Genomic DNA, 14,499 nt, shown 5'->3' with positions numbered 1-14,499 from the left:
TCTGAATATTTGAACCGTTAAACCGCGGCAGCGCCGCCGACGATTTCCGAGATCTCTTGGGTGATCGCAGCCTGACGCGCCTTGTTGTAGATCAGCTGCAAATCGCTGATCAAATCACCGGCGTTGTCGGTGGCGTTCTTCATTGCGATCATCCGCGCGGCTTGTTCAGCTGCGTTGTTCTCGACCACCGCCTGGTAGACCTGCGACTCCACGTAACGGACCATCAAGCCGTCCAGCAGCTCCTTGGCATCCGGTTCGTAGAGATAGTCCCAGTGGTGCTTGAGTTCTTGATCCGGGGTTGCCTCCAGTGGAATCAACTGCTCCACGGTCGGCTGCTGGGTCATGGTGTTGACGAACTTGTTGGATACCACGGACAGGCGGTCAATCCGGCCTTCCAGGTAAGCATCCAGCATCACCTTGACACTGCCGATCAGGTCATTGATCGACGGCTCTTCACCCAGGTGGCTGATAGCTGCAACGACGTTACCGCCGAAGTTGCGGAAGAAGGCCGCACCCTTGCTACCGACCACACACAGATCGATCTCGACGCCTTGTTCGCGGTTTACCGCCATGTCCTTGACCAGGGCCTTGAACAGGTTGGTGTTCAAGCCACCACACAGACCACGGTCACTGCTCACCACGATGTAACCGACGCGCTTGATGGCGCGGTCGATCATGAACGGGTGACGATATTCCGGGTTGGCGTTGGCCAGATGACCAATAACCTGGCGGATGCGCTCCGCATAAGGACGGCTAGCAGCCATGCGCATTTGTGCCTTGCGCATTTTGCTGACCGCCACTTTTTCCATGGCGCTGGTAATTTTTTGCGTGCTTTTGATGCTCGCAATCTTACTGCGAATCTCTTTTGCGCCTGCCATGTAACACCTATCAGGTTAGCAAGCGGGAGCCTTGCGGCTCCCGCTGCGGCTTACCAGGTTTGGGTGGCCTTGAACTTCTCGATACCGGCTTTGAGGCCAGCGTCGATTTCGTCATTGAAGTCACCCTTCACGTTGATCTTCGCCATCAGGTCGGCGTGATCGCGGTTGAAGTAAGCAATCAGCGCTTGTTCGAAGCTGCCGATCTTGGTGATTTCGACGTCAGTCAGGAACCCACGCTCAGCGGCATACAGCGACAGCGACATGTCAGCGATGGACATTGGCGCGTATTGCTTCTGCTTCATCAGCTCGGTAACGCGCTGACCGTGTTCAAGTTGCTTACGGGTCGCTTCGTCCAGGTCAGAAGCGAACTGGGCGAATGCTGCCAGTTCACGGTACTGAGCCAGGGCGGTACGGATACCACCGGACAGCTTCTTGATGATCTTGGTCTGAGCGGCACCACCTACACGGGATACCGAAACACCGGCGTTAACTGCAGGGCGGATGCCCGAGTTGAACATGGCCGATTCCAGGAAGATCTGACCGTCGGTGATGGAGATCACGTTGGTCGGAACGAACGCGGAAACGTCGCCAGCCTGGGTTTCGATGATCGGCAGGGCAGTCAGGGAACCGGTCTTGCCAGTCACTGCGCCATTGGTGAACTTCTCTACGTACTCTTCCGAAACGCGGGATGCGCGCTCCAGCAGACGGGAGTGGAGATAGAACACGTCACCTGGGTAGGCTTCACGGCCTGGTGGACGACGCAGCAGCAGGGAGATCTGGCGATAAGCCACAGCCTGCTTGGACAGATCGTCATAAACGATCAGCGCGTCTTCACCGCGGTCGCGGAAGTATTCGCCCATGGTGCAACCGGAGTACGGAGCCAGGAACTGCAGTGCAGCCGACTCCGAAGCACTGGCGGCCACGATGATGGTGTTGGCCAGGGCGCCGTTTTCTTCCAGCTTGCGAACCACGTTGGCAATGGTCGATTGCTTCTGACCGATCGCTACGTAGACGCAGAAAATGCCGCTGTCTTTCTGGTTGATGATCGCGTCGATCGCCAGAGCGGTCTTACCGATCTGACGGTCACCGATGATCAGCTCACGCTGGCCACGGCCGACTGGGATCATGGCATCGACAGCCTTGTAGCCAGTCTGTACAGGCTGGTCTACCGACTTACGCCAGATCACGCCTGGAGCAACTTTCTCGACCGCGTCGGTCTCGGTGTTGTTCAGCGGACCTTTACCGTCGACTGGGTTACCCAGTGCGTCGACTACGCGACCCAGCAGTTCCTTACCAACTGGAACTTCGAGGATGCGGCCGGTGCACTTGGCGCTCATGCCTTCAGCCAGAGTGGTGTATGCGCCCAGTACTACGGCACCTACAGAGTCTTGCTCGAGGTTGAGGGCCATACCGTAGACGCCGCCCGGAAACTCGATCATCTCGCCGTACATTACGTCGGCCAGACCGTGAATCCGCACGATGCCGTCAGATACGCTGACGACAGTGCCTTCGTTACGGGCTTGGGAGGTCACATCGAGCTTTTCGATGCGGCCCTTGATAATTTCACTTATTTCGGAAGGATTGAGTTGCTGCATTGCTCTGCTGCCCCTTCAAACTCAAGATTTCAATGCTTCGGCAAGGTTCGCGAGTTTGCCGCGAATCGAGCCATCGATAACCAGGTCGCCGGCGCGGATTACGACGCCACCAATCAGGCTGGCATCCTCCGCAGCGTGCAGTCGCACTTCCCGGCCGAGCCGTGCACTGAGAACCTTGGCGAGTTTGTCTTGCTGTTCTTGGTTCAATGCGAACGCACTGGTCACATCCACGTCCACCGATTTCTCTTGCTCGGCCTTGTACAGGTCGAACAGAGCGGAGATCTCCGGCAACAGCAGGAGACGGTCGTTTTCGGCGGCAACCTGAATGAAATTCTGTGCCTGTGCATCAAACTTGTCGCCACACACTTCGATAAAAGTGTTGGCCTTTTCTGCGCTCGTCAGTCGCGGGGCCTTAAGCACGCGCTGCATGGTGTCATCTTGTGACACCGCTGCAGCCAGGCCGAGCATGGCTGACCAAGAGGCCAGCTGCTGGTGGGCCTGAGCGTGCTCGAAGGCCGCCTTAGCGTAAGGTCGGGCCAACGTGGTCAGTTCTGCCATGATCGCCCTCGCTTAAATTTCAGCAGCCAGTTTGTTAACCAGGTCTGCGTGCGCGTTTTGATCGATTGTGGCGCCCAGGATCTTCTCTGCACCATTGACCGCCAGGCTACCCAGTTGGGCGCGCAGCGCGTCTTTGACGCCGTTCAGTTCCTGTTCGATCTCGGCCTGAGCCTGAGCCTTCACGCGTTCAGCTTCGACACGGGCCTGTTCACGGGCTTCGTCGACGATCTGAGAACCGCGCTTCTTGGCTTGCTCGATGATTTCAGCTGCCTGAGCTTTGGCTTCGCGCAGTTGCTGACCCGCTTTATCTTGGGCCAGTTCCAGGTCACGAGCTGCTCGGCTGGCAGCGTCCAATCCATCCGCGATCTTCTTTTGACGTTCGTGCAGAGCTGCAATGACCGGAGGCCAAATGAACTTCATGCAGAACAGTACAAAAATTAAGAACGCAACGGACTGGCCAATCAGGGTTGCATTAATGTTCACGCCAACACCTCGCTCGTTCGTTGTCCGTCACACCAATCAACTCGAATACTCGAGTGATTAGCCAGCGAGTTGACCAACGAAGGGGTTTGCGAAGGTGAAGAACAGAGCGATACCAACACCGATCATGGTTACGGCGTCGAGCAGACCGGCAACGATGAACATTTTAACTTGCAGCATTGGAACCATTTCTGGCTGACGCGCAGCGCCTTCCAGGAACTTGCCGCCCAGCAGGCCGAAACCAATTGCGGTACCCAGTGCGCCCAGGCCGATCAACAGTGCAACAGCGATAGCGGTTAGACCAACTACAGTTTCCATCTTTCCTCCCGACTTTTACGTCGTATGGTTTAGGTTTTTTAGATTAAAGCGGTAAAACAAATCGTTTCATCGTGCCCGAGACGGGCCCCTCTTGCCGCAACAAGAGGGACATCAGACTAGTCGAGACTGGTCTTAATGATTCTCTTCGTGAGCCATCGACAGGTAGACGATGGTCAGCATCATGAAGATAAAGGCCTGCAGAGTGATGATCAGGATGTGGAACACCGCCCACGCCCACTGCAGAACCACACCCATGCCGCTGAGCCACAGCAGGCCGCTGCCGAACATCACAGCGATCAGGATGAACACCAGCTCGCCGGCATACATGTTGCCGAACAGACGCAGTGCCAGAGAGATTGGCTTGGCAACCAGGGTCACGAATTCCAGCAGGAAGTTCACCGGGATCAGCAGAGCCTGGACCAGGATGTTCTTGCTACCGAACGGATGCAGGGTCAGTTCGCCGATGAAGCCGCCGATGCCCTTGACCTTGATGCTGTAGAAAATGATCAACGCGAACACCGACAGGGCCATGCCCAGGGTAGCGTTCGGGTCAGTGGTGGAAACGGCACGGAATGGAATGTGCGGGTCGCCGGAAATCAGCATCGCCAATTGCGGGATCCAGTCCACAGGAACCAGGTCAATGGCGTTCATCAGGAACACCCAGACGAAGATGGTCAGGGCCAACGGCGCGATCACCGGGCTACGACCGTGGAAGCTGTCCTTCACGCTGCCATCGACGAAGCCGACCATGACTTCAACGAAGTTCTGCAAAGCGCCCGGCACTCCGGAAGTCGCCTTCTTGGCCGCCATGCGGAACAGAAGAATGAAGATCACACCCAGTGCGACAGACCAGCCGAGGGTATCGACGTGGAATGCCCAGAAGCCCATTTCCTTGGCTTCTGCTGCGGAGTGGGCAAAGCCCCAGCTCCCATTGGGTAGCTGACCGAAGGTCAGGTTCTGCAAGTGGTGCTGGATATAGCCCGAAGCGGTTGTTTCTGCTGACATGGTTGCCTCAAACGCCCTAAGGTCTCGAAAGTCTTGTTCTCATTAGCAGGGGAGCGAACCAGCTGACCAGCTGGGTCAGCACGAAGACACCGAATACAGCTAGCGGCGCCAATGGCTTCACACCTGCGAACGTCAATGCAAACAGCACTGCCGTCAAAATCAATTTGCCCGCCTCACCGGCATAAAAAGACCGGACGATGGCTTGGGCCGCTCGAGCTCCGGAAAACCGAAATGCCCTGTGAGCGAAATACACATTGGGTAGCAAGGCTATCAGTCCTCCGCAAAGGCCTGAATATCCGGCTACGACTCCACGCCATTGCCATAGCGCCAGAGCGGCTATCAGTAAAATGACCAACTGAGCCAGTAGAACCGGAAAAACCGCCAAGCGATGGAACGGCAGGCGGTTTGGCGTGCGGGTTTCCATCACTCTTGCTCCTCAAGGGTCGGCTGCCAGAATTCTGTGACTTGGCATAATTTGTGCCGACAAAATGCGCGCAGAGTATAGGGGCGGTTCAGCCCCTATTCAACTGCCGGGTAGTGATTTCCGACTGCACGCTACACAAGGAAATGTTTCAACGGATGTGAGCGAGGACGCCCTGCAGCTCATCCAGGGAGTTGTAGCCGATCACCAACTGTCCCTTGCCCTTCTTGCCGTGGCGAATCTGCACCGCAGAGCCTAGGCGCTCGGCCAAACGTTGCTCGAGGCGAGCGATATCCGGGTCCGGCTTGACCGGTTCAGCAGGCTCCTGCTTGCCACTGAGCCACTGGCGAACCAAGGCCTCGGTCTGGCGTACGGTAAGACCTCGTGCGACAACGTGTCGCGCCCCTTCAACTTGTTGATTTTCCGGCAATCCGAGCAATGCGCGAGCATGCCCCATCTCCAGGTCGCCATGGGACAACATGGTCTTGATCACCTCTGGCAAGGAGATCAGGCGCAGCAGGTTGGCCACGCTGACGCGGGACTTGCCCACCGCCTCGGCAACCTGTTGCTGGGTCAGTTGGAACTCCTGCTGCAGGCGCTGCAGGGCCAGGGCTTCCTCGATAGGGTTGAGGTCCTCGCGCTGGATGTTCTCGATCAGCGCCAGGGCAATGGCGGTTTCATCCGGAACATCACGGACCACGGCCGGGATGGTTTCCTGGCCAGCCTGCTGGCTGGCGCGCCAGCGACGTTCGCCGGCGATGATTTCAAAACGCCCGGCGCCGATGGGACGGACCACGATGGGCTGCATAACGCCCTGGGCCCTGATCGAGTTGGCCAGTTCTTCCAGGGCCTGCGGGTCCATGTCCCGGCGCGGCTGGTACTTGCCACGCTGGATCAGGTCCAGTGGCAGGTGTTGCAGTTCACGCTGGTCGACCTGCGCGGCTTGTTCTTCGAGGGCAGTGACAGTCGGACCACTCAACAGTGCATCCAGTCCACGTCCGAGACCACGTTTCTTGACGGCCATGGGGATTCCTTAAGTTGGCTGGGCGGCTGCGATGCGCGCTTGTTTACGTTGCCGGCGAACCATCTCGCCAGCCAGGGCCAGGTAGGCCAGTGCGCCGCGGGATTGCTTGTCGTACGCCAATGCCGGCATGCCGTAGCTCGGCGCCTCGGCCAAGCGGATGTTGCGCGGGATCACGGTGTCGTACAGCTGGTCGCCGAAGTGTTCCTTGAGCTGCGCGGAAACATCGTTCATCAGGCTCAAGCGCGGGTCGAACATCGTGCGTAGCAAGCCTTCGATCTTCAGCTCGGGATTGAGCAACTCACCAATGCGCTTGATGTTATCCACAAGGTCGCTCAGACCTTCCAGTGCGTAGTACTCGCACTGCATGGGGATGATGACCCCATCGGCGGCCACCAGGGCATTGAGGGTCAGCATCGACAGCGACGGCGGGCAGTCGATCAGGATGTAGTCATAGTTCTCGCGGATGGGGGCCAGGGCACTGCGCAGCCGGCTTTCCTTCATCTGCATTTCCAGCAGTACCACTTCCGCCGCGGTCAGGTCGCGGTTGGCCGGCAACAGCTGGTAGCCGCCGTGTTCGGAGAAGTGCATGGCCTGGGCCAGGTCGCACTCGCCGATCAGCAAGTCGTAGACCGAGTTTTCCAGGCTGTGTTTATCCACACCGCTACCCATGGTGGCGTTGCCCTGTGGATCAAGATCGATCAACAGCACCCGGCGCTTGGTCGCCACCAGGGATGCTGCGAGGTTGATGCAGGTGGTGGTCTTGCCCACACCACCTTTCTGGTTCGCTATCGCGAATACCTTAGCCATTCTTGCTTGTGTTCCCAATCATGCCGTGCGGCGCAGTATCAGCAGATGGCGTTGGCCTTGGCAACCGGGTACGGCCAGGGCGTGTTCGCTATCGAGGTGGAAGTCTGCCGGCAATGCTAACAGCTCATCAGAGGGATGGACGCCCTTCATTGCCAGCCAGCGTGTATCGCTGTCCCCGAGGTGGCGGGTCCAGCTGGTGAAGTTCTCCATGCTGCTGAACGCCCGGGAAATGATTCCATTGAACGGCTGCTCAGGGGTGAAGGCTTCGACTCGGTTGTGGATAACTTGCAGGTTATCCAGCTTGAGCTCGAGTTTGACCTGGGTCAGGAAGCGGGTCTTCTTGCCGTTACTGTCCAGGCAAGTGACCTGCGACTGGGGAAACAGGATGGCCAGGGGGATCCCGGGCATCCCGCCACCGCTCCCCACATCCAGCCAGCGACCGTCTTCGATGAAGGACATCACGCTCAGGCTGTCGAGCAAGTGGCGCGAGACCATCTCATCGGGATCGCGCACTGCGGTCAGGTTGTAGGCCTTGTTCCACTTGATCAACAACGCCAGGTAGCCCAGCAGCGATTCGTGCTGGAGCGGGCTCAACTCGACACCGAGCTGGCGGGCGCCTGTGGATAACTCATCCGCGTGTTGCGAGGTGACCAGTGAACTCAAGCGCTTTGCTCCAACTGACGGCCAGCGCCGCGTTTTTTCAAGTGAATCATCAACAGGGAAATGGCTGCCGGAGTCACACCGGGAATTCGTGAAGCCTGCCCCAGGGTTTCCGGACGGGTCGCGCCGAGCTTGCTCTGGATCTCCTTCGACAATCCGGAAATGCTCGCGTAATCGATATCCACAGGCAGCTTGGTATCTTCGCTGGCACGCAAGCGGGCGATTTCATCCTGCTGGCGATCGATGTAGCCGGCGTACTTGGTCTTGATCTCGACCTGTTCCGCGACCTGTGGATCTTCCGCGCCCTGCCCGGTCACTTCGACCAGACCAGCGTAGTCGATTTCCGGACGGCTCAGCAGGTTCAACAGGTTGTATTCGTGGGTCAGCGGCGTGCCGAATTTTTGTGCAATCGCATCGCCCTGCTCGGTCCCGGGACGCACCCAGGTGGACTTCAAGCGCTGTTCTTCCAGGGCAATGCCCTCGCGTTTCTTGCAGAACGCAGCCCAGCGCACGTCATCCACCAACCCCAGCTCGCGACCTTTTTCGGTCAGGCGCAGGTCGGCGTTGTCTTCACGCAGGATCAGGCGGTACTCCGCCCGGGAAGTGAACATGCGATACGGTTCCTGGGTGCCCAGGGTAATCAGGTCATCGACCAACACCCCGATATAGGCTTCGTCGCGACGCGGGCACCAACTGTCCTTGCCCTGGGCGCGCAATGCCGCGTTGGCCCCGGCCAGCAGGCCTTGGGCACCAGCTTCTTCGTAACCGGTAGTGCCATTGATCTGGCCAGCGAAGAACAGACCGCCAATGACTTTGGTTTCCAGGCTGTACTTCAAGTCCCGCGGATCGAAATAGTCGTATTCGATGGCGTAGCCCGGCCGCACGATATGGGCGTTTTCCATGCCACGGATCGATTGGACGATCTGCAGCTGCACATCGAACGGCAGAGATGTGGATATCCCGTTCGGGTACAGCTCGTGGGTGGTCAGGCCTTCCGGTTCGATGAAGACCTGGTGGCTTTCCTTGTCGGCAAAGCGATGGATCTTGTCTTCGATGGATGGGCAGTAGCGCGGGCCAATGCCTTCGATGACGCCGGAGTACATCGGCGAACGATCGAGGTTCGCGGCGATGATCTCGTGAGTACGGGCGTTGGTGTGGGTAATCCAGCAACTGATCTGGCGTGGATGTTGTTCCTTGTTGCCAAGGAAGGACATCACCGGGATTGGCGTATCGCCAGGTTGCTCGGTCATTACCGAGAAATCCACGGAGCGGGCATCGATACGTGGCGGGGTACCGGTTTTCAGGCGACCGACCCGCAGTGGCAATTCCCGCAGGCGTTGTGCGAGGGCGATCGATGGCGGATCACCGGCACGGCCCCCGGAATAGTTCTGCAGGCCGATGTGGATAAGTCCGCCGAGGAAGGTCCCGGTGGTCAATACCACGGAGTCGGCAAAGAACCGCAGACCCATCTGGGTGACCACACCACGGACCTGATCCTGCTCGACGATCAGGTCATCGGCAGCCTGCTGGAATATCCACAGGTTCGGTTGGTTCTCGAGAATCTCGCGAACGGCGGCCTTGTACAGAATACGGTCGGCCTGGGCACGAGTCGCACGTACTGCCGGGCCTTTACGGCTGTTCAATACACGGAACTGGATACCACCTTTATCTGTAGCCATGGCCATCGCGCCGCCCAGGGCGTCGATTTCCTTGACCAGATGGCTCTTGCCGATCCCGCCGATTGCGGGATTGCAGCTCATGGCTCCGAGGGTTTCCACGTTATGCGTCAGCAATAGGGTCTTTGCCCCCATGCGTGCTGATGCAAGTGCTGCCTCGGTACCGGCATGACCGCCGCCGATGACGATCACTTCAAAACGGGAAGGGAAATCCACCACGCACCTCGTGCCTGCTTCAAGTAGGAGTAATTAGGAATGGTTGTTGGGTTGGTTTCTGGACCAAGGCGGCAAGTATAGGGACTTCGACCTTTCTAAAGAACCCTTTGCACAAAATTTAACCAGCTGTGGATGACCGGCGGACAATAGAAATTAAAAAGAGAGAAATTTATTAAAACCTTGTTTTTATGTTTATTCTTATACAGCAGCCTATCTGTGGATAAACATCTACAAGCCTTATTTTTCAATATGTACAGAGGTTTTAAACTCTGTGGTTAGGTGCCATTGAGCACCTTGGATAACCGGCTTAAAGCTGTGGATGAATGAGGTGGTTATCCACAGAGCTAGTTCTCTTCAGCTTTGAAGGCTAGTTATCAACTGAGCTAAGGAGCAGTTATTCACAGGGCTTAATCCACAGATGGAGGTTGTTCCAGCAGGTGAACGGTGAAGATGCGACTACCCGCCAGGCAAAAGTTTTCGCCTGGATCCAGGATTAGCCCGCGAATGAATGAAAGCAGGCCCGCTTACAGAGAAGCCTGCGATATGCACAAGAAAGGAAAACGCCTGCAGGCAATGCTCCCAAGAGCCTTGTCCACAGGCGCGAACTCCCAGCACTGAAAGCCGGGGGAAGGTGGTATGGGCTTATTTGCCGATACAGAAGCTGGAGAAGATACGTCCTAGAAGGTCATCGGAACTGAATGCGCCGGTGATTTCACCGAGGAATTGCTGGGCTTGTCGCAGGTCTTCTGCCAACAGTTCGCCCGCACCGGCCAGGGTCAATTGGTCCCGCCCGTGCTCGAGGGCGGCACTGGCGTAGCGTAACGCCTCCAGGTGCCGGCGCCGGGCGCTAAAGCTGCTCTCGGACGTTTGCTCATAACCCATGCACGCCTTGAGATGCTCGCGAAGCAACTCCAGGCCTGGCCCAGCGGCCATGGCGCTGAGGCTGATGGTGACATGGCCATCGTCACAGGTTTCCAGGACGATGGGTTCACCGCTCAGGTCGGCCTTGTTGCGAATCAGAGTGACCTTGGCGGGATCCGGCCGCTGTTCGAGAAACTCCGGCCACAAGGCAAAGGGGTCAGAAGCTTCGCTGGCGGTGGCATCGACCACCAACAGCACTCGATCCGCCTCGCCGATTGCCTTGAGTGCGCGTTCGACACCGATTTTCTCTACCTGGTCCTCGGTGTCCCGAAGACCGGCGGTATCCACCACATGCAGTGGCATGCCATCGATGTGGATATGTTCCCGCAGGATATCCCGGGTGGTGCCAGCGATATCGGTGACGATGGCGGCTTCGCGTCCTGCCAATGCATTGAGCAGGCTGGATTTGCCTGCGTTAGGTCGCCCGGCGATCACCACCGTCATACCGTCACGGAGCAAGGCGCCCTGACCCGCTTCGCGTAGCACTGTGGACAATTCGTTACGAACCCCATCGAGCATGCTCAATACGTGGCCATCGGCGAGGAAGTCGATTTCTTCCTCGGGAAAATCGATCGCGGCCTCGACATAGATACGCAAGGCGATCAGCTGTTCGGTGAGGTGATGCACACGCTGGGAAAACGCCCCCTGCAGCGAGCGCAAGGCATTGCGTGCAGCCTGTGCGGAACTGGCTTCGATCAGGTCGGCGATGGCTTCGGCCTGGGCCAGATCGAGCTTGTCGTTGAGAAAGGCGCGCTCACTGAATTCTCCGGGCCTGGCCAGGCGGCAGCCCAGTTCCAGGCAGCGCTGCAGCAGCATATCGAGGACGACAGGCCCACCGTGCCCTTGCAGCTCCAGCACATCTTCACCGGTGAAGGAATTGGGGCCTGGAAAATACAAGGCGATGCCTTCGTCCAGCACGTCTCCCTGGGCATTGAGAAATGGCCCGTAATGAGCAAATCGCGGCTTGAGTTCCCGGCCGCTGATGGCCTTGGCGGCCACCGCAGCGAGGGGACCGGAAATCCTTACGATGCCCACGCCACCGCGACCTTGGGCAGTGGCTATAGCGGCGATGGTTTCACGAGGGACATTCATAACCCGACATCCAGACAAAAGTGACAGATAGCAAAACGCCCCTCTAGGGGGCGTCTTGTGTGGTTATCCACAGAGTAGGTCAGGCAGCTGCTTTCTTGGTAGCAGCTTCGATCTTACGAGTGATGTACCACTGTTGTGCGATCGACAGGCAGTTGTTCACTACCCAGTACAGCACCAGGCCCGCTGGGAACCACAGGAAGAAGAAGGTGAAGATGATTGGCATCATCTTCATCACCTTGGCCTGCATCGGATCCGGCGGAGTCGGGTTCAGCTGCTGCTGGATGAACATGGTGGCGCCCATGATGATCGGCAGGATGAAGAACGGATCCTTGATCGACAGGTCGGTAATCCACAGCATGAACGGAGCCTGGCGCATTTCCACGCTCTCCAGGAGTACCCAGTACAAGGACAGGAAGACCGGCATCTGCACCAGGATCGGCAAGCAGCCGCCCAATGGATTGATCTTCTCTTTCTTGTACAGCTCCATCATCGCCTGGGACATTTTCTGGCGATCGTCACCGAATTTTTCCTTCAGCGCAGCCAGTTTTGGAGCCACTGCACGCATGCGTGCCATGGACTTGTAGCTGGCTGCCGACAGTGGGAAGAAGATCCCCTTGATCAGCATGGTCAGGAAAATGATCGACCAGCCCCAGTTACCAACCAGGCTGTGGATATGTTGCAGCAGCCAGAAGATCGGTTGGGCGATGAACCACAGGAAGCCGTAGTCCACAGTCAGTTCCAGGCCTGGGGACAACTCTTTCAGCACGGCCTGGCTTTTCGGACCGGCGTACAGAATGGCACTGGTTTCAGCCTTGGCGCCTGGAGCAACGGTCATCGAAGGGCCGGTGTAGCCAATGATGTAGTTACCTTTGCTGTCCTTGCGTGCCAGAACCTGGTTGTTCTCACCTTTTGGCGGAATCCAGGCGGTCACGAAGTAGTGTTGCAGCCAGGCAACCCAGCCACCTTGAACACTTTCAGTGATCGGGGCCTTGCTCTTGTCCTCGTTTACCTTGTCCATGTCCTTCATGGACACTTTCTTGTACGGCTCGGAACTTGTCCACAGGGCGGCGCCCAGGTAAGTCGCGGTACCGGTGGCGGTGCTGGAGGATGGATCGGAGCTGGCATCACGCTTGAGCTGGGCGAACATCGCACCAGTCCAGGGTTGGGCGCTTTCGTTATCGATCAGGTAGGTAACGGTGATGTCATACAGGCCGCGCTTGAGGGTAAAGCGCTTGATGTAGTTGACCCCGTCCTTGCTGAATTTGAGGTCGACGACCAGTTGATCCTGACCATCAGCCAGTTGATAACTTTTCTTTTCTGCAGAGTAGACAGGGCGGCCAGCCGGATTGGCATCGGGGCCACTGCTGCCGATCAAGCCGCTTTGTGCCAGGTAAGTCCGCTCGTTGCCGTTATCGAACAGCTGGAAAGGAATTTCCGGGTGGTCTTGGCGACGTGGATACAGTGGCAGGCGCAGTTGCGCGATATCCCCACCTTGTGGATCGACAGCCAGGTCGAGCACATCCGTTTTGATCTCGATGAGATCCTTGCTTGCGGCCACTGGCACTTCCGCAGGAGCAGCGGTATCGCTGGTCGCGCGTGGAATGTCGTCATTGGCAGCTGGAGTGCCGGTTGGCGTGTCGGGCAAGCCCGGAGTGGTCGTGCTGGAAGCAACATTCTGAGTCGGCAAGGCAGCTTGGCCATAATCCTGGTTCCATTTCAGAACCATGACGTAGGACACGATTGCCAGGGCGACGATCAGGATCGTGCGTTTGATATCCATGATTACTCGGCCATCGAAGAAGAGCGGGAGGTAGGGATAGGTGGAACCGGGTCGTAACCACCGGGATTCCACGGATGACAGCGACCTAAACGACGAAAGGTCAGCCAGCCACCACGCAGAAGGCCATGAGTTTCGATGGCTTCCAACGCGTAGCAGGAACAGCTGGGGTGAAAACGACAGTGATCGGCCATCAGAGGACTAATGGCATAGCGGTAAAACTGGATCGGAACGAGGGCCAGTTTACGCATCGGGACTGTCTACCCCTACAGTTTCGGATTTTACTGCTGGTGCTGGCTTACTGCGCGCCAGGCGTTTCCAGAGCTTACCGAAATGCTGGATTAATTCAGGGTTTTCTACATCGCCCAAACCTTTGCGCGCGACGATAACGATATCCCACCCAACCAGCGAGTCCTGGTGAAGGCGAAACGATTCGCGCATTAGGCGTTTAAGACGATTTCGCTCAACAGAGAGCTTGACGCTCTTTTTCCCGATCACAAGCCCTAGACGGGGATGATCGAGATCGTTGTCGCGAGCAAGGAGCAGGAGATTCTTCCCCGGAACCTTGCCGGTAGGGGAGTCAAAGACTGCCTTGAAGTGCCGGGGTGTAAGCAGACGCTTTTCCCGACTGAAGTCCTGACTCACCTCCAGTGCCGGATTATCAAACTGCCAGACGCGCACGACCTTTGGCGCGACGACGCGACAGGACGGCACGACCGTTCTTGGTAGCCATGCGAGCACGGAAACCGTGGGTACGAGCGCGTTTGATAGTGCTTGGTTGGAAAGTACGTTTCATGTCGTGTTACCTGGTTCGTCCACAACGGGCCGGAATGGCCCCCGTTTTAAGAGATCGGCGATTCTAGAGAAAGCAAGCCTCTAGGTCAATTTCCAACCAGCTTTTCCTTTGTCTATGTATGTCGGGATCCAGGCTTGTGAAGGACATGCAGCCAGATATAAAAATAGAGAAGGAAAGTATTTAAAGCTTTTCTGTAAAGCTTATAAAGACTAGGGCCCCACCCTTCTGTGGATAACTACCTTAAGCCCTTTAATTCCGTACTGTACAGAGAATGA

At 57.3% G+C, this 14,499-nt stretch carries 16 protein-coding genes; all 16 read right to left on the bottom strand.

Annotated features, from left to right (window positions below; genetic code table 11):
• Window positions 1-17: 17 nt before the first annotated feature.
• The 16 genes from atpG to rpmH all read right to left on the bottom strand — a co-directional run bounded on the left by atpG (window position 18) and on the right by rpmH (window position 14,224).
• Complete coding sequence (gene atpG / locus C4K39_RS17000) at window positions 18-878, bottom strand: F0F1 ATP synthase subunit gamma (RefSeq protein WP_031320767.1); 861 nt, start codon at window positions 876-878, stop codon at window positions 18-20.
• A 50-nt stretch (window positions 879-928) separates the two neighbouring features.
• The gene (gene atpA, locus C4K39_RS16995) at window positions 929-2,473 is read right to left on the bottom strand and encodes a F0F1 ATP synthase subunit alpha (protein WP_068576573.1); all 1,545 of its coding nucleotides are present in this window, start codon (window positions 2,471-2,473) and stop codon (window positions 929-931) included.
• Between the two features lie 21 nt (window positions 2,474-2,494).
• Window positions 2,495-3,031, bottom strand: coding sequence for a F0F1 ATP synthase subunit delta (locus C4K39_RS16990; protein WP_053137780.1), 537 nt, complete (start codon window positions 3,029-3,031; stop codon window positions 2,495-2,497).
• A 12-nt stretch (window positions 3,032-3,043) separates the two neighbouring features.
• Complete coding sequence (locus C4K39_RS16985) at window positions 3,044-3,514, bottom strand: F0F1 ATP synthase subunit B (RefSeq protein WP_068576575.1); 471 nt, start codon at window positions 3,512-3,514, stop codon at window positions 3,044-3,046.
• Between the two features lie 57 nt (window positions 3,515-3,571).
• Window positions 3,572-3,829, bottom strand: coding sequence for a F0F1 ATP synthase subunit C (gene atpE / locus C4K39_RS16980; RefSeq protein ID WP_002555987.1), 258 nt, complete (start codon window positions 3,827-3,829; stop codon window positions 3,572-3,574).
• Between the two features lie 132 nt (window positions 3,830-3,961).
• Window positions 3,962-4,834 carry a F0F1 ATP synthase subunit A gene (atpB, locus tag C4K39_RS16975; protein ID WP_053137789.1) on the bottom strand — a complete coding sequence of 291 codons (873 nt, stop codon included), beginning with the start codon at window positions 4,832-4,834 and terminating at the stop codon, window positions 3,962-3,964.
• A 16-nt stretch (window positions 4,835-4,850) separates the two neighbouring features.
• Complete coding sequence (locus C4K39_RS16970; protein ID WP_016964883.1) at window positions 4,851-5,258, bottom strand: F0F1 ATP synthase subunit I; 408 nt, start codon at window positions 5,256-5,258, stop codon at window positions 4,851-4,853.
• A gap of 148 nt (window positions 5,259-5,406) precedes the next feature.
• Window positions 5,407-6,279, bottom strand: coding sequence for a ParB/RepB/Spo0J family partition protein (locus tag C4K39_RS16965; protein WP_068576577.1), 873 nt, complete (start codon window positions 6,277-6,279; stop codon window positions 5,407-5,409).
• 9 nt (window positions 6,280-6,288) lie between these two features.
• Window positions 6,289-7,086 (bottom strand): ParA family protein, encoded by a 798-nt coding sequence (locus tag C4K39_RS16960; RefSeq protein ID WP_068576579.1) that lies wholly within the window; start codon window positions 7,084-7,086, stop codon window positions 6,289-6,291.
• Between the two features lie 18 nt (window positions 7,087-7,104).
• Window positions 7,105-7,749 carry a 16S rRNA (guanine(527)-N(7))-methyltransferase RsmG gene (gene rsmG / locus C4K39_RS16955; protein WP_068576580.1) on the bottom strand — a complete coding sequence of 215 codons (645 nt, stop codon included), beginning with the start codon at window positions 7,747-7,749 and terminating at the stop codon, window positions 7,105-7,107.
• A complete protein-coding gene (mnmG, locus tag C4K39_RS16950; protein WP_068576582.1) occupies window positions 7,746-9,638 on the bottom strand; it encodes a tRNA uridine-5-carboxymethylaminomethyl(34) synthesis enzyme MnmG in 1,893 nt (630 codons plus the stop codon). Before mnmG ends, rsmG begins: the two co-directional genes overlap by 4 nt.
• Before the next feature lie 642 nt (window positions 9,639-10,280).
• Window positions 10,281-11,651 carry a tRNA uridine-5-carboxymethylaminomethyl(34) synthesis GTPase MnmE gene (gene mnmE / locus C4K39_RS16945; RefSeq protein WP_124347036.1) on the bottom strand — a complete coding sequence of 457 codons (1,371 nt, stop codon included), beginning with the start codon at window positions 11,649-11,651 and terminating at the stop codon, window positions 10,281-10,283.
• Window positions 11,652-11,730: 79 nt separating this feature from the next.
• Entirely contained in the window at window positions 11,731-13,431 is a 1,701-nt protein-coding gene (yidC, locus tag C4K39_RS16940) for a membrane protein insertase YidC (RefSeq protein WP_068576586.1), read from the bottom strand.
• Between the two features lie 2 nt (window positions 13,432-13,433).
• Window positions 13,434-13,679, bottom strand: a complete 246-nt coding sequence (gene yidD, locus C4K39_RS16935) for a membrane protein insertion efficiency factor YidD (RefSeq protein WP_083235628.1) — start codon at window positions 13,677-13,679, stop codon at window positions 13,434-13,436.
• Complete coding sequence (gene rnpA / locus C4K39_RS16930; protein ID WP_217884182.1) at window positions 13,672-14,073, bottom strand: ribonuclease P protein component; 402 nt, start codon at window positions 14,071-14,073, stop codon at window positions 13,672-13,674. Before rnpA ends, yidD begins: the two co-directional genes overlap by 8 nt.
• Before the next feature lie 16 nt (window positions 14,074-14,089).
• Complete coding sequence (gene rpmH / locus C4K39_RS16925; RefSeq protein WP_003213577.1) at window positions 14,090-14,224, bottom strand: 50S ribosomal protein L34; 135 nt, start codon at window positions 14,222-14,224, stop codon at window positions 14,090-14,092.
• Between the last annotated feature and the right edge of the window lie 275 nt (window positions 14,225-14,499).

Source organism: Pseudomonas sessilinigenes (assembly GCF_003850565.1).
GTDB classification, from domain to species: Bacteria; Pseudomonadota; Gammaproteobacteria; order Pseudomonadales; family Pseudomonadaceae; genus Aquipseudomonas; species Aquipseudomonas sessilinigenes.
This window is presented reverse-complemented; position numbering and strand designations above follow the sequence as displayed.